The sequence below is a fragment of the Paenibacillus rhizoryzae genome (assembly GCF_059686995.1).
The window spans coordinates 78484-97600 of sequence record NZ_JCAALT010000009.1 but is presented as its reverse complement, the minus strand read 5'-3'; the positions used below and the strand labels follow the sequence as shown (position 1 = coordinate 97600).

The 19117-nt window shown below is 50.9% G+C and carries 15 protein-coding genes and 1 riboswitch; of the genes, 11 read left to right on the top strand and 4 right to left on the bottom strand.

Translation table 11 applies throughout. From position 1 onward, the window contains the following. Positions 1–60 precede the first annotated feature (60 nt). From AC6ESO_RS24400 to AC6ESO_RS24390, 3 genes are all read left to right on the top strand, one after another. Positions 61–2349: a glycoside hydrolase family 3 N-terminal domain-containing protein gene (locus AC6ESO_RS24400; protein WP_497093668.1), complete on the top strand. Its 2289-nt coding sequence runs from the start codon at positions 61–63 to the stop codon at positions 2347–2349. 753 nt (positions 2350–3102) lie between these two features. Further along, entirely contained in the window at positions 3103–3990 is an 888-nt protein-coding gene (locus AC6ESO_RS24395; RefSeq protein ID WP_497093667.1) for an ATP-binding cassette domain-containing protein, read from the top strand. Further along, positions 3987–4778, top strand: a complete 792-nt coding sequence (locus AC6ESO_RS24390; RefSeq protein WP_497093666.1) for an ABC transporter permease — start codon at positions 3987–3989, stop codon at positions 4776–4778. The genes AC6ESO_RS24395 and AC6ESO_RS24390 overlap by 4 nt, the downstream gene beginning before the upstream one ends. 50 nt (positions 4779–4828) lie before the next feature. Here the strand turns inward: AC6ESO_RS24390 and AC6ESO_RS24385 are convergent, their stop codons facing one another. The 3 genes from AC6ESO_RS24385 to AC6ESO_RS24375 form a co-directional block, all read right to left on the bottom strand. Beyond that, complete coding sequence (locus AC6ESO_RS24385; RefSeq protein ID WP_497093665.1) at positions 4829–5629, bottom strand: TetR/AcrR family transcriptional regulator; 801 nt, start codon at positions 5627–5629, stop codon at positions 4829–4831. A gap of 140 nt (positions 5630–5769) precedes the next feature. Continuing rightward, positions 5770–6579, bottom strand: a complete 810-nt coding sequence (locus AC6ESO_RS24380; RefSeq protein ID WP_497093664.1) for a CPBP family intramembrane glutamic endopeptidase — start codon at positions 6577–6579, stop codon at positions 5770–5772. A gap of 70 nt (positions 6580–6649) precedes the next feature. Beyond that, positions 6650–6772, bottom strand: coding sequence for a hypothetical protein (locus AC6ESO_RS24375; RefSeq protein WP_497093663.1), 123 nt, complete (start codon positions 6770–6772; stop codon positions 6650–6652). Between the two features lie 133 nt (positions 6773–6905). Here AC6ESO_RS24375 and AC6ESO_RS24370 point away from each other — a divergent pair, with 133 nt between their 5' ends. Continuing rightward, the gene (locus AC6ESO_RS24370; protein WP_497093662.1) at positions 6906–12137 is read left to right on the top strand and encodes an SGBP N-terminal domain-containing protein; all 5232 of its coding nucleotides are present in this window, start codon (positions 6906–6908) and stop codon (positions 12135–12137) included. Positions 12138–12205: 68 nt separating this feature from the next. Here the strand turns inward: AC6ESO_RS24370 and AC6ESO_RS24365 are convergent, their stop codons facing one another. Beyond that, positions 12206–13093: a LysR substrate-binding domain-containing protein gene (locus AC6ESO_RS24365; protein ID WP_494821758.1), complete on the bottom strand. Its 888-nt coding sequence runs from the start codon at positions 13091–13093 to the stop codon at positions 12206–12208. A 137-nt stretch (positions 13094–13230) separates the two neighbouring features. Between AC6ESO_RS24365 and AC6ESO_RS24360 the strand changes: the two genes are divergently transcribed. From AC6ESO_RS24360 to AC6ESO_RS24330, 7 genes are all read left to right on the top strand, one after another. Continuing rightward, complete coding sequence (locus AC6ESO_RS24360) at positions 13231–14322, top strand: branched-chain amino acid aminotransferase (RefSeq protein WP_497093661.1); 1092 nt, start codon at positions 13231–13233, stop codon at positions 14320–14322. A gap of 73 nt (positions 14323–14395) precedes the next feature. After that, positions 14396–14986, top strand: a complete 591-nt coding sequence (locus AC6ESO_RS24355) for a GNAT family N-acetyltransferase (protein WP_497093660.1) — start codon at positions 14396–14398, stop codon at positions 14984–14986. A gap of 25 nt (positions 14987–15011) precedes the next feature. Then, positions 15012–15665, top strand: a complete 654-nt coding sequence (locus AC6ESO_RS24350; protein ID WP_497093659.1) for a DUF2306 domain-containing protein — start codon at positions 15012–15014, stop codon at positions 15663–15665. Positions 15666–15752: 87 nt separating this feature from the next. Further along, positions 15753–15832, top strand: a riboswitch (ZMP/ZTP riboswitch). A 48-nt stretch (positions 15833–15880) separates the two neighbouring features. Continuing rightward, complete coding sequence (locus AC6ESO_RS24345; RefSeq protein WP_497093658.1) at positions 15881–16480, top strand: DJ-1/PfpI family protein; 600 nt, start codon at positions 15881–15883, stop codon at positions 16478–16480. Between the two features lie 310 nt (positions 16481–16790). Then, a complete protein-coding gene (locus AC6ESO_RS24340; RefSeq protein ID WP_497093657.1) occupies positions 16791–17555 on the top strand; it encodes an SDR family NAD(P)-dependent oxidoreductase in 765 nt (254 codons plus the stop codon). 92 nt (positions 17556–17647) lie between these two features. Continuing rightward, positions 17648–18226 (top strand): TetR/AcrR family transcriptional regulator, encoded by a 579-nt coding sequence (locus AC6ESO_RS24335; protein WP_497093656.1) that lies wholly within the window; start codon positions 17648–17650, stop codon positions 18224–18226. 240 nt (positions 18227–18466) lie between these two features. Further along, the gene (locus AC6ESO_RS24330; RefSeq protein ID WP_497093655.1) at positions 18467–19069 is read left to right on the top strand and encodes a DUF975 family protein; all 603 of its coding nucleotides are present in this window, start codon (positions 18467–18469) and stop codon (positions 19067–19069) included. The last annotated feature ends 48 nt before the right edge of the window (positions 19070–19117 follow it).

The following is a 19117-nucleotide window of genomic DNA, read 5'->3' as shown; positions in this document are numbered from 1 at the left end:
AACAAATCAGGTTCCTCTGCGTCTATACAACTAGAATAGAGATACAGAGGTGTGGAACAGATGACGAAATGGAAATCAACCGCGATTGGTGCGGCTGCCGGAATTGTGTTTATGGTTTGGGCAGGGACAGCGGGAGCGGCTAATGCAGATGCAGCGGCAGCTCCAACAGTAGAGCGATTTACAGATTTAAAGGGAGCCCGGTGGGCGGCAGATAGTATTACATATATGGCGAAGCGGGGAACGGTAGCCGGCTACGGCAATGGCTTGTTCAAGCCTGATAGAGGGGTCACTCGTGCACAGGCGGTCACCTTTATGGTGCGAGAGCTGTACCCGCAGCAGTTGGCTGACGGTGAACAGACCTATAAGGACGTACCGCAAAACCTCCCATTCTACAAAGAGATTGCGGTAGCAGCAAGGATGGGCCTAGCCGGCGGTTTCCCTGATGGTACCTTTCATCCCGATGCCCCAATCAGCCGTGCGGAAACAGCCGCTTTTCTTACTCGTGCTTATGCCCTTGAATCCGGGAAGCGCTCAGTGAGTCTGTCTGATACGTCAACGCACTGGGCTGCTGCGCCTATTGGGGTTATGAGCTCGAATGGACTGATCGGCGGGTATGCGGACGGCACCTACCGACCGGATAAATCCGTGACGCGCGCAGAGTTTGCGGTGTTTATGACAAGAGTCATTCGGTTCGAAAGGGAGAACGCCATTCAGGCGCAGGACTGGGATAAGCTCATGTCGTACATGACCGTGAGCGAGCAGATAGGGCAAATGCTTATGCCGGATATTCGGCAGTGGAATGGGCAGCCCACGACGACGGTAAATGAAGGCATCAAAGAGACGATTCATAGCGAGGATTTGGGCGGCCTTATTCTATTTGAGAAAAATATCGTGGATGCCAAGCAGGTCACGACACTCACGCAGGGGCTGCAAGCGGAAGCAGGCGATATTCCGCTGTTTCTTGGAATCGACCAAGAGGGCGGCGTAATTAAGCGGATTCCCGGCGGCACGAATCTACCTGGGCAGATGGCGCTTGGAGCTACGCGTGATGCAGCGCTTGCTGAAGCTGCGGGGAAGCTGACCGGCGAGGAGCTGAAGGCGCTCGGTATGCAGCTGGATTTTGCTCCGGTGCTCGATATTAACAGTAATCCGGACAATCCGATTATCGGGATGCGCTCCTTCTCCTCGGACCCGGATTTGGTCACGCGACTTGGGCTGGCAGAGATCAAGGGACTGCAATCTTCGGGCGTCATCCCGGCGGTGAAGCATTTTCCGGGGCATGGCGACACGACGGTGGATTCCCATCTGGGGCTCCCCGTGCTGACGCATGATCGCGCGCGATTGGACGCGGTCGAGCTGAAGCCTTTCCGCGCTGCCATTGAGAGCGGCGTGGAAATGATCATGAGCGCGCATATCGCGTTCCCGGCCGTAGATAATGAGCGGGTCATCTCTCGCAAAGATGGCACCAGCGTACCCGTACCGGCGACCCTGTCGAAGAAGGTGCTGTCCGGATTGCTGCGGCAAGAGCTGGGCTTCAGAGGGGTTATTATATCCGACGCGTTTACGATGAACGGGATCGCGGAGCATTTTGGCGAGGAACAGGCTGTCGTGCGCGCGGTATCCGCAGGCATTGACATTATTCTGATGCCGCAGGATTCGGCCATTGCGCATCAGGCGCTGGTGAAGGCCGTCAATAACGGAACGCTCTCTTCAGATGCGATTCATGCTTCGGTGAAACGGATATTGCAGCTGAAAGCAAAATATGGCTTGTTTAGCGGCAGAGGAGAAAGCCTCGCTTCCAAACTTGCTGCATTGCCGGCGGTTATCGGCACTGCGCCGCACCGCGAGGTCGAGCAGGAAATAGCCGAACGCGCGGTCACGCTGCTGGCCGGGCGAGATGGAAAATATCCCGATCGCATCGGCCAAGGCGACCGTGTTGTCATTGCCGCTGCCGACGAAGAGATCGGGAAGCAGCTGGAGAAACAGTTACGCCAAGCTGGAGCCTCGGAGCGTCTTAGTACAGAGGTTGTAATCATCGGGCCGGGGAAGACGGGGGCTGCGCTGCCTAAGCTGAAAGGCGCTGATTACGTGATGGTAGCCTCCTACCAGTTCCGCAACGTAGCCAGCCAGTTTGGGTGGTCGGATTACCAGATGGTTATTGATGAGTTGAATAAATTAGGCGAGCGATACTCCCTTGTATCGCTGGGCAACCCCTATGAGCTGCTTTACTTGCGCGACGTGAAATCAGCTGTGGCGCTCTATGGGAAGCAAGAGCCAAACATCCGAGCGGGTATGAACGCGCTGCTCGGGCAGGCGGAGCTGCCGGGCATCTTGCCGGTTCAAAAGTGAGAAGGGAATCACCTGACCAAAAATACACTGCGTTCACGTTGAGAGTTCCGAAATCCTACTCTCAGCATTCAAACGAATCAATCTAATCCCCCGACTGGAGCTGAGAGTCGTAAAACCGAACTCTCACCACCAAAAACAAGCCGAAATGACGCTGAGAGTTCCAAAACACGACTCTCAGCATTCAAACCAACCAATCGAGCCCCACGACTGGAGCTGAGAGTCGCAAAACCGAACTCTCAGCTCCAAAAACACACTGCAATCTAGCCGAGAGTTCCAAAACACGACTCTCAGCATTCAATCTAACCAATCGGGCCGCACGACTGGAGCTGAGAGTCGCAAAACCGAACTCTCAGCTCCAAAAACACACTGCAATCTCGCCGAGAGTTCCAAAACACGACTCTCAACATTCAAACTAACCAATCTAACCCCACGACTGGAGCTGAGAGTCGCAAAATTGAACTCTCAGCAACAAAAACAAGCCGAAATGACGCTGAGAGTTCCAAAATGAAACTCTCAATACACAGCAGCAGCCGGGGGGCGCGGCGACACCTCTATGAAATGCGATAATGTACAACCTTCGCCATTGCAGCTGGAGTGCTGGTAATCGCGGCGGTTTTAAGTGGTTGGTTCGAAGAGCAAAGGGTCCAAGCTGTATCTAAATTAGATACAAGGGACCCTTTTTTCTTGTTGTAAATTAACTGTGTACATAATATACTGATTACACAATACACAATTAATGAGGAGGACGATTATATGGCAAAGCTGGCTATAGAAGCTGCTGGGCTGCGAAAGAGCTTCGGCAGTCAAACGGTGCTGGAAGGCATAGACTTGGCGGTCGAGAAAGGGACGATCTTCGCATTGCTTGGCCCAAACGGCGCCGGCAAAACGACACTTATTCATATTTTATCTACCTTAATTGAACCCGATGACGGCAGCGCGAGGATTGAAGGCTATGACATTGTGGCGAGTAAGAAAGAGGTGCGACAGTCGATCGGCTTAACCGGTCAATTCGCCGCAGTCGATGAAGTGTTGACCGGGGCTGAGAATGTGAACATGATGTGCAGGCTGTCTGGTCTGACTGCTGCAGAAAGCCGTTCCCGCACGGCGGAGCTGCTGAGAAGCTTCGATCTGGAGGCAGCCGCCGGCAAACGCGTGAAGACCTATTCCGGCGGGATGCGCCGGAAGCTGGATCTTGCCGTCAGTCTCGTCGTGCACCGGCCGGTGCTGTTCTTGGATGAGCCGACAACGGGGCTCGACACGGCGAGCCGCCGCGCATTATGGGCGAATATTCAGCAATTGAAGGAGCAGGGGATTACGATCTTCCTGACGACGCAGTATTTGGAGGAAGCGGATCAATTAGCCGACATGATCGCGGTCATAAACCATGGGCGAGTGGTCGCATCGGGGACGGCCGCCGAGCTGAAGACGCGTGTGGGCGGCGAAGTAATCGAGCTGCGAAGCAAAGACAATGAGCTGCTTCGAACGATTCCAACGAGCGGAACTATAGTTGATGTGTGGCAAACGCTTGGGAGCGTCGTTCATTCCTTCCCGGAAGGTACGCATTTCAGTATTCGCAAGCCGAGTATGGACGATGTGTTCTTAGCGTTAACGACCACCAAGAAGGAGGCGTCACTGGCATGAGAACGTTACAGCAACGGGCACCGAAGCCCGCATCCTTCGACGTAACAAACCTAGTCTTCATCGTACGCAGTCTCCGTCATAGTATGCGCAATGTCGAGTCGCTCGTGATGGCGATTATGCTCCCCGTGATGCTCATGCTTTTATTCACGTATGTGTTCGGTGGGGCTATCGATCCCTCTGGCGATTATGTCGATTACGTTGTACCGGGGATTATCCTGCTGTGCGCGGGCTTCGGTTCCTCAAGCACCGCGGTCGATGTCGCGACAGATATGACAAACGGCATCATTGATCGGTTCCGTACGATGCCGATTCGTTCATTAAGCGTCGTCGTTGGGCATGTGGTCGCGAGTCTGGTCCGTAATTTGCTTGCGACCTGTATCGTCATCGGCGTCGCGCTCGCCGTGGGCTTCCGCTCGGACGCCGGCGTATTAGAGTGGGCGGGAGCGCTCGGCGTGATCATCTTGTTCATCCTGACGTTCACGTGGTTATTCGCCGCGATCGGCCTGGTGACCGGCAGCCCGTCGGCCGCGAGCGGCTACGGCTTCGCGCTGCTCTTCCTTCCGTATCTGTCGAGCGCCTTCGTGCCGACCAGCACGATGCCTTCGTGGCTTCAAGGATTAGCCAATCATCAGCCGATCACGCCGATCATCGAGACCATTCGCGGGCTGCTTTCCGGCACGCCAATCGGAGACAACGGCTGGTGGGCGATCGGCTGGTGCACAGCCATCCTGATTCTGGCTTTAGTATGGTGCACGCTAGCGTTCCGTAAGAAAGCCGGCCAACGATAAAATAAAAAAAGCAGCGATTCGAGCCCATTAGCTCTGAATCGCTGCTTTTTTTAAATGTTAATTTGGCGCCTTACTTCCAGATACTGCTCGATGCCATCAAGGATACGTTCAAGTCCGAAAGCCAAATCGTCTCCGATCGGACTCTCTACCTCGCCTGTATAGGCGCCCGACATGACAATCGCATGCAGATCCGGGAAACTGCTCTCTGTAATGAGCTGCTTCAATGCGGCTGTGTAGCTCAATCCGGTGAAGGTCGAGACGCTTTCGCCTGCTTTGATGACTAAATCCATATCCCGGGCGATCATGCCGCAAGCCCTCGCGTAGCTGCTAATCAGGAGAACGAATGACATTTTCTCGAAATCATTGACAGGGAACTCGCGCATAATGCGAAGCATCCAATCAATAATACGAAGATTGCCGGGCATCATAGGGACGCTTCGGATGGGAATATCGGCGAACCAGGGATGCTCCACAAAAACACGGATGCAGAATTGCACATAGTCCTGCATTTCCTCGCGCCAATGCTTCTTTGACTCCCCCGACTTCAGCTCCTCTTCCGGTGGAAGCGGGCAGACGCGATCCTGCATAAGCAGCAGCAAATCCTCTTTGCTTGTTATGTAGCGGTAAAGGGACATCGTCGTGAAACCGAGTGCTCCGGCAACGCGGCTCATCGATACGGCGGACAGACCATCTTGATCGGCGATCGCAATGGCGGTGTCCACGATTTTGGGAATGCTAAGCTCGCCCTTAGGCCCTCTTCGTGACGGTTTAATAATTCCCCAGCTCAGTTTTACGCTCTCCGGTAAGCCCTGTATCGCTTCATCATCATAGTGATTTTTGGTATCGGACATGCCATTATTCCTCCGTCAGCTAACTGCTTCCATAAGTGTATACGTAGTAGACAGTATATCATAATTCGCTGTCGCGGAGATGATGTAGAGCCTTACTAGGGTGTGGCAGCGTCTCTCATGCGAGAGACGCCTTTTTTTGCTTACAAGAGACTCGAATTCTTCTTCGGTTTGTATTTCATGACGCTCGCAGCCATATATATGGCTGTCACAGCAATGATGACGATAAGCCAGCCGTTAGGAAGCTTATCGAACCAGTCGAAAGCAGACGTTTTGACAAAAGCAAAGAACAACACATTAAACATGCATCCGATGAGGATGACCGCCCATATGGATCGGAGTCGGATATACATATAGCCATACAGGAAACCAAGCGGGATGCCAAGCAGCTGCATAGCGATTCCCCCCGGCTGAAGAGCGGCGATTATAAGGGATACGACGAGTACCGCCCAGAAGACCGCCACATTGCGGCGCGCTTCATTGAAGAGGATGCCCATGAACAAGATAATCTCCAGCGCGGTGTTCATGACGGCGGAGATGATCAGGTAGCTGGCCGGAACATCTGCGTATTGATCCGTGAAGGTTGCGAGCTCGCTTACCCCTTGATGGAGAAGGAGTTTAAGCGCAGCGGTGAAGAAGAAGGCAAACCCGATGCCGACGGTGGCCATATGTACGGCCCGCAAGGTTGAGATCGGCAGGTACTGCTGCATCCGTATAAAGCCGGGCGGCGTCTGCGAATCCATCAGCTTGTATTTGACCGTATAGGCCAGATAACACAACAAGGAGGAGAGCACCAGCACGATAAAAGCTTGCGCAGGCAATTGTTCGCCTTCCCCGAAGGTTCCCCACCCGACCAGCGGGTTTACGGCCTCGTTATAGATCACAATCGCGGCAATAATCATGGCCGCATACAGCACTACATTCGCAAGCATACCAAGGTATCGTCTCATCATTCCGGCTCGCCCCTTTAAATGGGTTCCTTACATCGGAGGTACAAGACAACATATTCGTGAGATGGAGTGTCTATGCCAGCCATGCATCTGTGTAAGGAGTCATCTTCAAAGCAGCCAGCTCAAGGCCGATATTCTCCTTCGACGGAGCGAATCGGCCTTTCTTCTTGCAGTACACGACATAGTGGTAGATCAAGTGCTGGTCCACTAAGGTTTAGGTAAAATCTACTATCTATAAATCTAGTAAATAGCATTGTCAGCGTTCTTAATTTTACTATATTCTATAGTGGTGGTAATTTTTTGAATTTAATTTCCTAGGGGGATAATCAGTGCTGTCTCGTCGTTTCAAGTCCATCTGTTTAAGCATGCTTACGGGCATACTCGTTCTATCCGTCGCCATTCAACCGGCGATGGCGTCAGGATTAAACGTCCCTTTGACGCCGGGTATCGGCAACGTGCTGGAGGGCTCGCAGGAACAAGCTCCACGTATGCTGCAAGGTAAACTTTCCGGTGAATTACGTACCGATGCGGACGTTATTCAATACTTCACAACGAATCAACAAACACTTAGACAGTCCCAGGCTCAGACTGGCTTGGCGATTGTGAAGAAAACAGGCGACGAGCAAGGCAGGCAGCACTATTTGCTGCAACAGCAATACCATGGACTTCCGGTTTACGGTAAATACATAACGGCACACGTCGGCACGGATAAGCGGATGTACGCCATTACGAACGATGCTTCTACGGAACTTGAAGGAATCAATTTAGATATACAGCCCACTATGGATGAGAACCAAGCAGCTGCCACGTTCCAATCGGACGTGGAAGAAGCAGTCGGTTACACCATTACGCTGGGCGGACAACTGGCTTCTCGGGAGCTGGGCAAACCTAAAGCCCAATTGATGGTATATCCGTCGGACGGAACTTACAGTTTGGCTTATAAAGTAGATATGGAGTACATGCAGCCCAAATTGGGACGCTGGATTGGTTTCATCGATGCGCATACAGGCACTGTACTTAAGAAGTTCAGTCGATTAGAGCAGTCAGCTCCGAACGACAGCACGAGCGGCTGGGGCAGAGGCTACTATGGGGATACAAGGGCACTTAATTTGGCACTGCAAGGCAGCGACTACTACCTCTCTGACAAAACCAAACCGATGTATCACTTGGAAAATGGGATCGAAACAGGTGTAATTGAAACCTACGATGCCGAGAATCCGTTTTTTCCTGTTAACTCACCATCACCGTCGTTTGATGACCCCGAAGCGGTAGATGCGCACTATTTTGCAGGTCAAGTGTATGACTTCTATGCGAGCCGGTTCAATCGGAACAGTTTGGACGGCAATGGAATGTCCATTATCTCTGTCGTGAATGCGGGAGCGATCGATAATGCCTATTGGGATGGGTATGAGATCGTCTATGGCGATGGGGACGAATTATTCGAATGCTTAACTTGCGCGAATGACATCATTGCCCATGAGCTGACACATGCAGTAACTGAACATACTGCGAACTTGGAATATACGGGACAGTCCGGGGCGCTTAATGAATCCATCTCCGACATTATGGCTGTCTTATATGACGATCAAGATTGGTCCATTGCCGAGAATGCCGGCGTTGCAGGCGGAAGCGGCGTGCTGCGCGATTTGGAGCATCCGGAGCGCGGTGTGCCGCCGCAGCCTTCGACTATGACGGGATACGAGAATCTGCCTGAGGATAACGATCACGATAACGGCGGCGTTCATACGAATAGCGGTATTCCCAATCATGCTGCGTATTTAATCGCGACCGGCATTGATGCTTTGCCTGCCTTGAAAGGTCAAGGACGAGCACTCTTAGGTGATATCACCTATAAGGCACTGACTTCCTATTTGACGCCTACTTCAGGTTTTATTGAAGCGCGGGACTCCTTTGTCCTTGCAGCTAATGATCTTACACTTCCGGAAGAGCAGAAGAATGCTGTTATCGAGGTTGTGAAGGCGGCATGGGCTACAGTGGGCCTTCCTTATACGAATAATGAGAACGGTATTGTCTCCTTCAGTGCTTCCGGCATGGTCGGAAATCCGGAGATCAACGCGTTAGCGCATACCGTTACCTTCTCGACCGCATATGGGACTAACTTGACTGCACTTGCTCCACAGATTGGTATTTCACCGGGTGCCAGCATTACGCCTGATATTCATGTCGCGCAGAACTTCACGAATCCGGTCGCTTACACCGTAACTTCCCAGAATGGGCAGTCACAGACTTGGATGATTCAAGGATCTGTCGCTGATCCGCAGGCTGAACGCAATATTGTCGGATTCAACTCCGATGTATTGACAGGACCGGCCATTATCGATCCTATTCAGCACACGGTTACGTTATATGTGGAATCAAGCGATGACGTATCAAGCCTTAAGCCAACGGTTGAGGTCTCAGCCGGTGCAAAGGTTTCACCTGTGAGCGGCAGTGCAGTGAACCTAAATCGGCCGGTCACGTATACCGTTACAGCCGAGAATAAAGCCGTTCAAACATGGACGGTCACGGCAATCAAAGATTCCGATAGCCCGAAGGTTGTTGGCGGGTATGCTGAGAACAACACAACGGTAGCGGTTGTATTTGATAAAGCGATGAGCCTTTCCGGACTTGGCAATATAGCCAATTACAAGCTGGAATCGTTGATTTCCGGTTATTCCAATCCCCAAATTACAAAAGCGGAAGTGGATTGCGATTATGTCAATGTCGTCTATTTGACGACTTCGGCGCTTGTGTCCAAGAACGGCTATAAGATTACGGTATCAGGCTTGAAAGGAACCAATGGCCGCAGCGTGCGCCCCGATTCGACGAACGGGTATTTCCTGGCGGATGATACGGCGCAGCCCGTATTAAGCACGGCCCGAATTAATGGGAATCAATTAACGTTGACCTATAATGAACCTTTGAAGAACGCATATGGCGCTGTTAGGGACACGTTTCATGTAGAAGTCAATAAAAAGTCAGTTGTGCTTTACGATATAGCCTCTGTTGGACGAAAGATCATATTGACCTTGGATGATAAAGTAAACGCAACAGATCAGGTGAAGATTTCGTACACGCCACTCTCAACCGTGGCACGGGTAACCGACTTCAGCGGGAATAATATCCCTGCTTTCAATATGCTGGAGGTTACAAACCGTACCGGGATAACAGGGGTGAGTGCCGGAGCAGGCTGGGCTCATTTGAATGGAAGCTTGAAACAAATGATAAAGCATCCGACCGAGCCGGTTATCTATAGCATCTTTAACGCAAGTAATACCGTATCTTCGATTAATCTTGAAACAGGCGACATCCACACTATGACACTTGATCGTCAACCTGAGCGGTTGTATGTATCGGGAGGGAAGCTTTATGTAGCTTTAGTGGATCAGCCTCATAGCTCCTATTGGTGGGAGGAGAATCAAACGGGCGGTATTGCGATATTGAAGGCTGACACGCTCGAGAAGTTAGACCAGTATAGTATTACGATAGATCCCTATGATCTCGTTGTAGATGATAACGGTTATATCTATGTTTCGTCGGGTTCGGGGCAGTGGACGTATTTTAGGTCCTATTCGCCTACTAACGAGCTCATTGAAGAAGCTAATATTCGGCAGGCATCCTATCTTCAGTATAGTCCGAATCATTTGTATTCCATTGATACCGATAGTTCACCTAGGGACATCCGTGCATTCAACATTAATGATACCGGGCATTTTATGGAGCCGTTGTACCCGGGTGGCTATGACTCCCCTTATCATGGGGATTATGGGATGTCGACGTACTTTCAGATTTCACCGGATTATAAATACCTGTTCAATGGAGCCGGTACGATATTTACGAGCTCAACTACAAAGGCAAATGATATGCGGTATGTCAGAACGATTGAGCCGTTTAGCAGAGTAGTCTTCTCTAAAGACCTGACAACGTTCTATGCGTTAAACGGACATACTATTAATGTGTACGACTATGCGACTTTCCAGCTTAAGCAGCAACTTGCAATGCCGACCACGATCGTAGATATTTTGCCGGGCGATAAACAGGACGAGCTGCTTATCGCGTACAGTGAGGGAGGCCAGACGACGCTATCGCCGTACTCACTCGTACCAACCGCGCTTCCTGGCTTGAGCAAGCCGTCGATCACAGGGCAATCTGTCGCACAAGCTGCAAGCTCGCTGGTAAACGGTTGTCCAATTCCGCCAAATTCACCGGACCCTTCGGAGAATAACGGAAGCGGTAACAGTGGAGGCGGCTTTGGAGGTGGGTTCTTCGGCGGATTCTTCCCTGCAGAGCCGGTAGATCCCTCTGTGAAACTAGGTCCGGATGATATGAGGACGACTACTGATGGTTCAGGCATGCACTTTGAATTGGAGGCAGCTGATCTCCGTGCAGCACTGGTTAAGGCGAATGAGCAGGCTGATAAACAGGAGAATCAAGAGGGCAAGCCTGTTGTTCCGAAGGTTGTCATTAACCTTCAACAGCTTGAAGTGAATCTATCGGTGGCTTTGCCATCAAGTGAACTAGTGGAGGCAAGTAAGAAATATTCGGATATGTTGCTTGTCGTTCAAACACATAATGTCACTTATGAGCTACCTGTCAAAGCATTTTTGAATACAGGCAGTACTGTGATTACGGATGATATGAAAGTAGAGATTAGCATCGTCAAATCAAGCAACTTGATACGCAACAAGATTACGAAGCAATTGGCTCAAGAAGGATTTGAGCCACAGTCGGATTCCATGGGATTTACCGTAATGCTGGAAAAGGACGGTAAGAGCACGGAGTGGAATGATTTCAATGGTACTTATATTACCCGCTCGTTTACGATCAAAGGCAACGTGGATATGAATCACATTACAGCTCTTGTTTATAATCCGGAAACAGGAACTTCCGGGTTTGTGCCTGCTTTCGCACGCAAGCTGGGGGATCATACAGTTCTGGATGTAAAGGTGCCTCATAACAGTACGTATACCGTGGCCAGCGCCTCGAAGACTTTCACGGATATTGAGGGACACTGGGCCCAAAAAGATATCGAGATCATGGCCTCGAAACGTGTGGTTCTTGGTGCGACAGCTACAACGTTCAACCCGGATCAGCAGGTAACGCGTGCGGAATTTGCTGCGCTGCTTGTACGAGCGCTCGGTCTGGCTACGCCGCAAACAAGCTCCTTGCGGTTCACCGATGTTCAGCCGAACGCTTGGTATGCACGTGTAGCGAGTGTTGCAGATCAAACGGGTTTGATTAAAGGGGATACAAATGGCAGATTCTCCCCGAATGGCATTATTACGAAACAAGAAATGGCGGTCATGATCGGCAGAGCCATGAAGTACGTGGCAGTCAAGCCTGGGACAGGTTCGGCCAATACTGCAATCAGCGTTGATAAGCTGCCGGATGCTGCTTCGATTGTTGCATGGGCTGCCGAGGATATCAATGAACTGCTGAAATCCGGCATTCTGGAAGTCGAACTTAAAGGCAAATTCGAACCGGCACTACCCGTTACAAGAGCCAATGCCGTTGTAGCATTGAAGCGCATGCTGCAGCAGCTAGCTTTTATTAACCCGTAGAAGGCAATAAATAAGACCGAGAGCATCTGCCTGGCAGAGAGCGCTCGGTCTTATTTATAACGGTCAGGTTATTGAAAACATTCTATAAAATGCTGAGCCCGTTTGGACAGCAGCTGATCCTTCAGCCACAGGATACCCACCTCGGATTGGAAATCGGCATCGCGAATAGGGAGCGTAATCACGTCCCCGGAGGGAAACGAGGAAATAACCGATTTCGGAAATACAGTAGCGCCGATTCCTGCGGCAATTAGGGACATAATAATGGCGACGCTGGAGCATTCGCAGATGATGTTCGGTTCGAAGCCATGACGACGGAATTCGCTCACGACCTGTTCATGCATTTTGATCGTTTTATCGGTCTTTAACGTTAGCAGCGGATATTGGGCGAGCTCCTCGATGCTGATATCGTTCCTTCCGCCAGAGGAAGCCCAAGCGGCAGGCATCAGGGCAACATAGGGGTCCGAAGGAAGCGGGAGCATATCCAGCTTGTTGGGAAGCAGATGGGCCTCAAACGGCAATCGGGATATGACGAGTTCAATCGACCGTCTCTCCAGCATTTCACCGAGCAGATAATGATCGCCCTCGGCAATCTTGAACGTGACCTGCGGATACTTCTCTCGTAATTGCTGAATCGGCCCGGGGAGAATGGAGACGCAGGAAACAACAGCACCTAGCGAGAGCGTGCCGCGTACGCCAAGCTCAAGCTCTTTCACTTCTTTCATCGTTTCATCTAATTGCAGCAGCAACGACTCCGCCCGGTCCTTGAGCAATCGCCCTGCAGCGGTCAATGTCAGCTGGGTTCGGCTCCGCTCGAACAGCTGGGCGCCAAGCTCTTCTTCCATGAGCATCAGCTGCCGGCTAAGGGGCGGCTGTTCCATATGAAGCAGCTTTGCTGCTCGTGTAATCTGCTTCTCATGCGCAATGGCCAAGAAGTATTTTAACTGTCGAAAGTCCATGTAAGCATCCCCAACATTAATTCCCCTTCCATACCTTAAAGGTATGGATAGTGAACAGAATAGATATTTTATATATACCTCAACGAGTGGTAGTATGCAATCACCAATTATGAATGCAAGGGAGTAGTGAATAACCCATGACAACAGCCAATAACGCCATTTCGATTGAACGCAGTCAGAGCAAGAAGACGAAGCCAGCGCAGGATCAGCTTGGTTTCGGCATTTATTTTACCGATCACATGTTTGTGATGGATTATAGCGTCGAGCAAGAGTGGCATAACCCGCGTATCACACCGTACCAGCCGATCGTACTTGATCCGGCCGCGAAGGTGTTCCATTATGGACAAACGATCTTCGAAGGCTTGAAAGCCTACAAGACCGAAGACGGCGGTATTCAATTATTCCGTCCTCGTGATAATTTTGCCCGTATGAACCGTTCCAACGATCGCATGAGTGTACCTGAGCTCGATATTGATGTGGCGATTGCAGCGCTTGAGCAACTAATCGCAGTCGATCAAGACTGGATTCCGGATGTTCCGGGTACATCGCTGTATATTCGTCCATTCGTCATTGCTACGCAAGCGACGCTTGGTGTATCTCCATCCGAGAATTACCAATTCATCATTATCATGTCGCCTGTCGGTGCCTACTATCCGGAAGGGATCAATCCGGTCAAAATCCACGTGGAATCTCATTATGTTCGTGCAGTTGTAGGCGGCGTAGGTGAAGCCAAGACAGCCGGCAACTATGCGGCGGCCTTGAAGTCGCAGCAAGCTGCTAAGGAAGAAGGCTACACGCAGGTTCTATGGCTCGATGGCACGCAGCATAAATATATTGAAGAAGTCGGCAGCATGAATGTGTTCTTCAAGATTAACGGCACGGTTGTTACGCCTGCGCTGAACGGCAGTATCCTTGCAGGTATTACACGCAACTCGGTTATTCTACTCCTTAAGCATTGGGGCATTCCTGTTGAAGAGAGAGTGCTTTCTATTGAGGAGCTTTATGAAGCAGGCCGTAACGGTACACTGGAAGAAGCTTTCGGAACCGGAACAGCTGCTGTCATCTCGCCTATCGGGGAAATGAACTGGAACGGAGAGAAGCTCCTAATCAGCGAAGGCGTGACAGGGCAGCTATCGAAGTCGATCTATGACACGCTAACGGGTATCCAAACCGGGGCCGTTGCAGATCCTTTCGGTTGGGTGAAGAAAGTAGAAGTTAGCGAAGGTTAATACAACAGTGGTGGGGCTGTAGGCAGAATGTGTGTATGCTGCAGCCTCACCATTTTTTATAGGGGGGAAACCTATGAGTCTAAGTTCAAGTTCCGTTAATCCGATTCTGCTGTCGATCCCGGAGAGCTTTGAGACGAAGCGGCTGCTTATACGCGCACCGCTTTGGGACGATGGGGAAATGGTAAATGAATCCATCCTTGAAAGCTTCGAGGAGCTGCGGCCTTGGATGCCGTGGGCGCAACAGCGTCCTACAGTCGAAGAATCGGAGATTATATCGAAGCAAGGCAGGATTCATTATTTGGAGCGCTCCGACCTTAGGCTGTATCTGATCTGCAAGGAGACGGGACGGTTCATTGGCAGCAGCGGTCTTCATCGCATTAATTGGGAGTCGCGGAAGTTCGAGATCGGCTATTGGGTCCATACGGCGTTCAGTGGGCAAGGATATGTGACAGAGGCTGTCGAGGGAATTACGCAATTCGCCATTGATGTCCTGCAGGCGAACCGAATCGAGATTCGCGTTGATGCAAGGAACCTGCGAAGTGCCCGCGTTGCCGAACGGCTGGCCTTCATGAAGGAGGGGATACTGCGCAACGATAAGCTCGATGCGGAAGGACGTTTGCAGGATACGGTGATCTATGCGAAGGTCCGGGGCGTAGAGTTTTAATGTTGAAGCGAGGTACAACCTAGTTATGCAGAAATCAAAAATCCTTTATCGGTGCATGGTGGCAATCGCGATAAGCTTTATTGTTTATGTGATCAGCATGAATTTCTTTGTCGATCCGCAGGCAGCGCATTTTCTCAGCCATAAAATCAACCTGAAGCATCCGCTAAACAAGCCGGTTTGGCTAAATGTCATGTATGTTCATGTGGCGTGTGCGTGCATCGCGATGGTGGCGGGAGCGGTTAATTTCATAACGGTGGTACAGAACCATTATAGGCGGGCGCACAGAGCGATTGGCTATGTATATTTTGGCGCGCTCCTTGTCGTTGTGCTCACTTCCGGCTACATGGCTCCTTATGCAACCGGCGGCAAGCTGAACAGCGTTCCGCTAAACCTCCTGAGCATTCTGTGGACGGCCATGACGGTAATTGCGATTGCGAAAATAAGAAGGAAACAGCGCATCGCCCATCGTAATTGGATGGTGAGGAGCTACGCATTCTGTTACACGAATCTGTGTATTCACGCGATTACCTATGTGGTTCACCAAGGATTCGGCTTATCGTATACGCACAGCTACACCATTGGCGTTTATGGGGCGATCCTCTTCCTGCTGCTTGCAGCCGAGTTTGTCATTCGAGTGGTTTATGGACCACGGGGCAAGGGAAGGCCGACACTGCAATAAAGTGGGAGGAACTACTGACTCTCTAGCGGAGAAGGCGTTACTTAACGATTGTATTATCGGAATATTCCAACTAAAATAAAGCTAGTATTCGATGTGTGTGACTGGCGTAAACGTGGATTACCACGGGGGAGCACATATTTCATATGCCGTACGCCTGGGCGAAGTGCTTGGTCAGTGGACTGAGTACTTTTTATTATTTCATGGGAGATGATGAGATGGAGCAGGTGCGGCAGGCAAGAAATGTAGCGATTCTGATCTTTGATCGGGTGGAAGTGTTGGATTTCGCAGGGCCGTTCGAGGCATTCTTATCTGGCAGTAACTATGGTCAGGATCTCAATGTGTTCACTGTTGCAGAACACGACGGTCCGGTTCATGCGCTGGGCAATCTGAGCATTAACCCGGCTTACAGCTTTCAGAATTGTCCGAAGCCGGACATTCTCGTCATTCCCGGAGGACCGGGCACCAGAACCGAAATGCACAATGCGGTCATGACGGATTGGATCAACAAGACTGCCAGTGAGGCTGAACTGCTGCTGTCCGTGTGCACAGGCGCTCTTCTGGTAGTGAAAGCACAGCTGGCAGAGGGCCTGAAGCTGGCTACGAACCGCCTTGCGATGCATGAGCTGCGGGCAATTGCTCCGGAATCTGCTGAGGTTCATGAAGAAACGCGTTATGTAGACAATGGAAAGATTATTTTATCCGCTGGGGTTTCGGCCGGAATCGATGCGTCATTATATGTGATCGGTAAGCTGCTTGGCGAGGAGCGGGCACTCCGGGCGGCCAAATTGATGGAATATGACTGGGTAAGGGTATAATGACCGACATCATGAGGTTTCGTTCATGAATAAACGGAGCTGGTCCACAGCATTGAGCCAGCTCTAAATTTATTCTTTACTGATCGTTCCCAATATGGTATGATCAGCTCGTAAGCAAGCGGGAAGCAATTGTGTAGTGAGGATGCATTCCTTTTTTATTCGTAATAGTAGAACGATCGTTCTCATTTAGTTCTGCAGTCAAGTCGGCGGCCAAGCATAGTTTGCAGCAATTTTATTTTTTTACTCTTTTGAGAATGAACATTCTCAATAAATGCAGCATAATAAACAGATGACAAGGGAGCGATATGAAATGGGTAAATTAGACGGTAAAGTAGCATTCATCACAGGCGGTAACAGCGGGATCGGCTTTGCAACTGCGAAATTGTTTGTAGCGGAAGGTGCTAAAGTTGTCATCACGGGTCGCAATCAAGCTACTCTGGACAAAGCAGTGGAGGAGCTTGGCACGGCGGTTAGCTACGGTATTCAAGCAGAAACAACCGATCCGCAAAGTTTGGAGAAGGCAACGGCTGCGGCAGTTGCGATATTTGGCCGACTGGACGTCGTATTCGCCAATGCCGGCATTGGCGGTCATACTCCGCTCGGCGGTACGGAGCTGGCCGCATTCCAGGAAGTCTTGAACGTGAACGTGACAGGCGTCTTCTTCACCGTGCAAGCTGCATTGCCTTATTTGAAGGAAGGCGCTTCGGTAATCCTGAACGGCTCGGTACTTGCTAATGCCGGAAGCCCGGGATGGGCGGCCTATGCAGCGAGCAAAGCGGCCGTTACGAGCATGGCGAAAGTGTTTGTTTCCGAATTGTCGCCGCGCGGCATTCGCGTAAATACAGTCGTTCCCGGCCCTACTCGCACACCGATCTGGGGGCAGCCGGAAGGGCTGGCGCAAATGGAATCCCAACTGACACGATCGGTTCCGCTAAACCGTTTGGGTGAACCGGAAGAAATCGCCAACGTTGCGTTGTTCCTGGCTTCGGATGATGCTTCGTACGTGCAAGGTGCCGAAATCAGTGTTGACGGAGGCGGCGGTTCATCCCCGTTCGGTGCACCGGTATATCGTTAAGCCTAAGAGTGGCGGAGTATTGGACGCCTTGTCAGGGGATTCTTTACCGATTGTTCTCAATATGGTAAAATCGACTGGAAAGGGGCATGCTTATGGCTAGAGCTAAAGAATTCGAAGAAGATGTCGTGCTGCTGAAGGCAATGAAGCTGTTCTGGGAGCAGGGCTACGAGAAAACGTCAATTAATGATCTTGTCGAGCGTATGGGCATTCACCGCAGGAGTCTGTATGATACGTTCGGCGATAAACATATGCTATATCTTAGGGCCTTTGATCGGTATAAAACGCTGACCAACAATCGGCTTGGTTCGCTCATTCCGAACTCTACGCCCGGACAGGCGATCGATTTCATATTCGATTACACGATCCAAGGCACAAGCGAGGATAATCCTGCGGGCTGCATGATGGTGAACATGGCGGTGGAGCTCGCCTCGAGCGATCCCGAAGCAAGAGCCAAAGTGAGCGAGAGCTTCGCTTATTGGGAGCAATTGCTTGCAGATGTTATCAGCAGGGGACAGAAGAACGGCGATTTTACCTCGAAGCGCAGCGCGGAGGAGCTCGCCGAAAGCCTGCACAACAATTTACTGGGCTTGCGAGTGCTAACGCGATCACTAACGAACAAAGACAAGCTTTATCGTATAGCCGATATGGCTAAGGGTATCTTGTACCAATAAAATGAAAAGCCGCAATCCCTTTCTGCATAAGGGGATTGCGGTTTTTTTATCCAGATTGTTCTTCATAAACTGAACCTCCATACCCGCACATTGGCTCGCAAGGCCAATTAGCGGCAGGGACGTACATGTAGTCGTAAAAGGCAAGACTGTGGTGAATTTCAATGTGCCGGACTAAATCCGGGTTCTCCTACGTAGTATAGTTTGAAGCCAAACGATACTAGTCTGGGGGGAAACTGATACATGCTTAGTCGTTCTGAGATTCGCGCTCAAGCAAGGCAAAGCTTATCGGGCAACTGGAAGGCAGCTGTTCTGCACTTCTTGTTGTACATGGTGGTTTCAGGCCTCATAAGTGCTGTCACGAACAAAATAAGTTTCATCGGGTGGATCATCAATATTCTGCTTAGCGCTCCTCTGGCTTATGGGATTTACAATCATTATTTGGATTTCGCCCGGGGGAAAGTGCCGGAGGCGACGGAAGTTTTTCGCGGATTCCAGCGGTACAAGGAGTCGCTCGTGGTTTACGTTGTCATGGCCATCTTTACGATGCTGTGGGCGCTCCTGCTGATTGTTCCGGGTATTATCGCGGCACTCCGGTACTCGCAATCCTATTACATATTGCGGGATAATCCGGGCATAGCGCCTCTTGAAGCAATCGACCGCAGCAAGGCGATGATGGCGGGGCACAAGTGGCGCTTGTTCACGCTCTACCTGTCCTTCATCGGATGGGCGATACTGTGCATCCCGACGCTCGGTATCGGATACCTTTGGCTAGGACCATACGTCAGCACGGCGGCGGGCCATTTCTATGAGGATCTTGCAGGTTCGCAAGGGCGTACGGCATGAAGTGAACATAATAGGTGAAGGAAGGCCGGGAACTCCGCGTAAGTGGAG

Coding starts and splice junctions, on each gene's coding strand:
- AC6ESO_RS24400 (WP_497093668.1), top strand. CDS start 61: ATGACGAAATGGAAATCAACCGCGATTGGTGCGGCTGCCGGAATTGTG.
- AC6ESO_RS24395 (WP_497093667.1), top strand. CDS start 3,103: ATGGCAAAGCTGGCTATAGAAGCTGCTGGGCTGCGAAAGAGCTTCGGC.
- AC6ESO_RS24390 (WP_497093666.1), top strand. CDS start 3,987: ATGAGAACGTTACAGCAACGGGCACCGAAGCCCGCATCCTTCGACGTA.
- AC6ESO_RS24385 (WP_497093665.1), bottom strand. CDS start 5,629: ATGTCCGATACCAAAAATCACTATGATGATGAAGCGATACAGGGCTTA.
- AC6ESO_RS24380 (WP_497093664.1), bottom strand. CDS start 6,579: ATGATGAGACGATACCTTGGTATGCTTGCGAATGTAGTGCTGTATGCG.
- AC6ESO_RS24365 (WP_494821758.1), bottom strand. CDS start 13,093: ATGGACTTTCGACAGTTAAAATACTTCTTGGCCATTGCGCATGAGAAG.
- AC6ESO_RS24360 (WP_497093661.1), top strand. CDS start 13,231: ATGACAACAGCCAATAACGCCATTTCGATTGAACGCAGTCAGAGCAAG.
- AC6ESO_RS24355 (WP_497093660.1), top strand. CDS start 14,396: ATGAGTCTAAGTTCAAGTTCCGTTAATCCGATTCTGCTGTCGATCCCG.
- AC6ESO_RS24350 (WP_497093659.1), top strand. CDS start 15,012: ATGCAGAAATCAAAAATCCTTTATCGGTGCATGGTGGCAATCGCGATA.
- AC6ESO_RS24345 (WP_497093658.1), top strand. CDS start 15,881: ATGGAGCAGGTGCGGCAGGCAAGAAATGTAGCGATTCTGATCTTTGAT.
- AC6ESO_RS24340 (WP_497093657.1), top strand. CDS start 16,791: ATGGGTAAATTAGACGGTAAAGTAGCATTCATCACAGGCGGTAACAGC.
- AC6ESO_RS24335 (WP_497093656.1), top strand. CDS start 17,648: ATGGCTAGAGCTAAAGAATTCGAAGAAGATGTCGTGCTGCTGAAGGCA.
- AC6ESO_RS24330 (WP_497093655.1), top strand. CDS start 18,467: ATGCTTAGTCGTTCTGAGATTCGCGCTCAAGCAAGGCAAAGCTTATCG.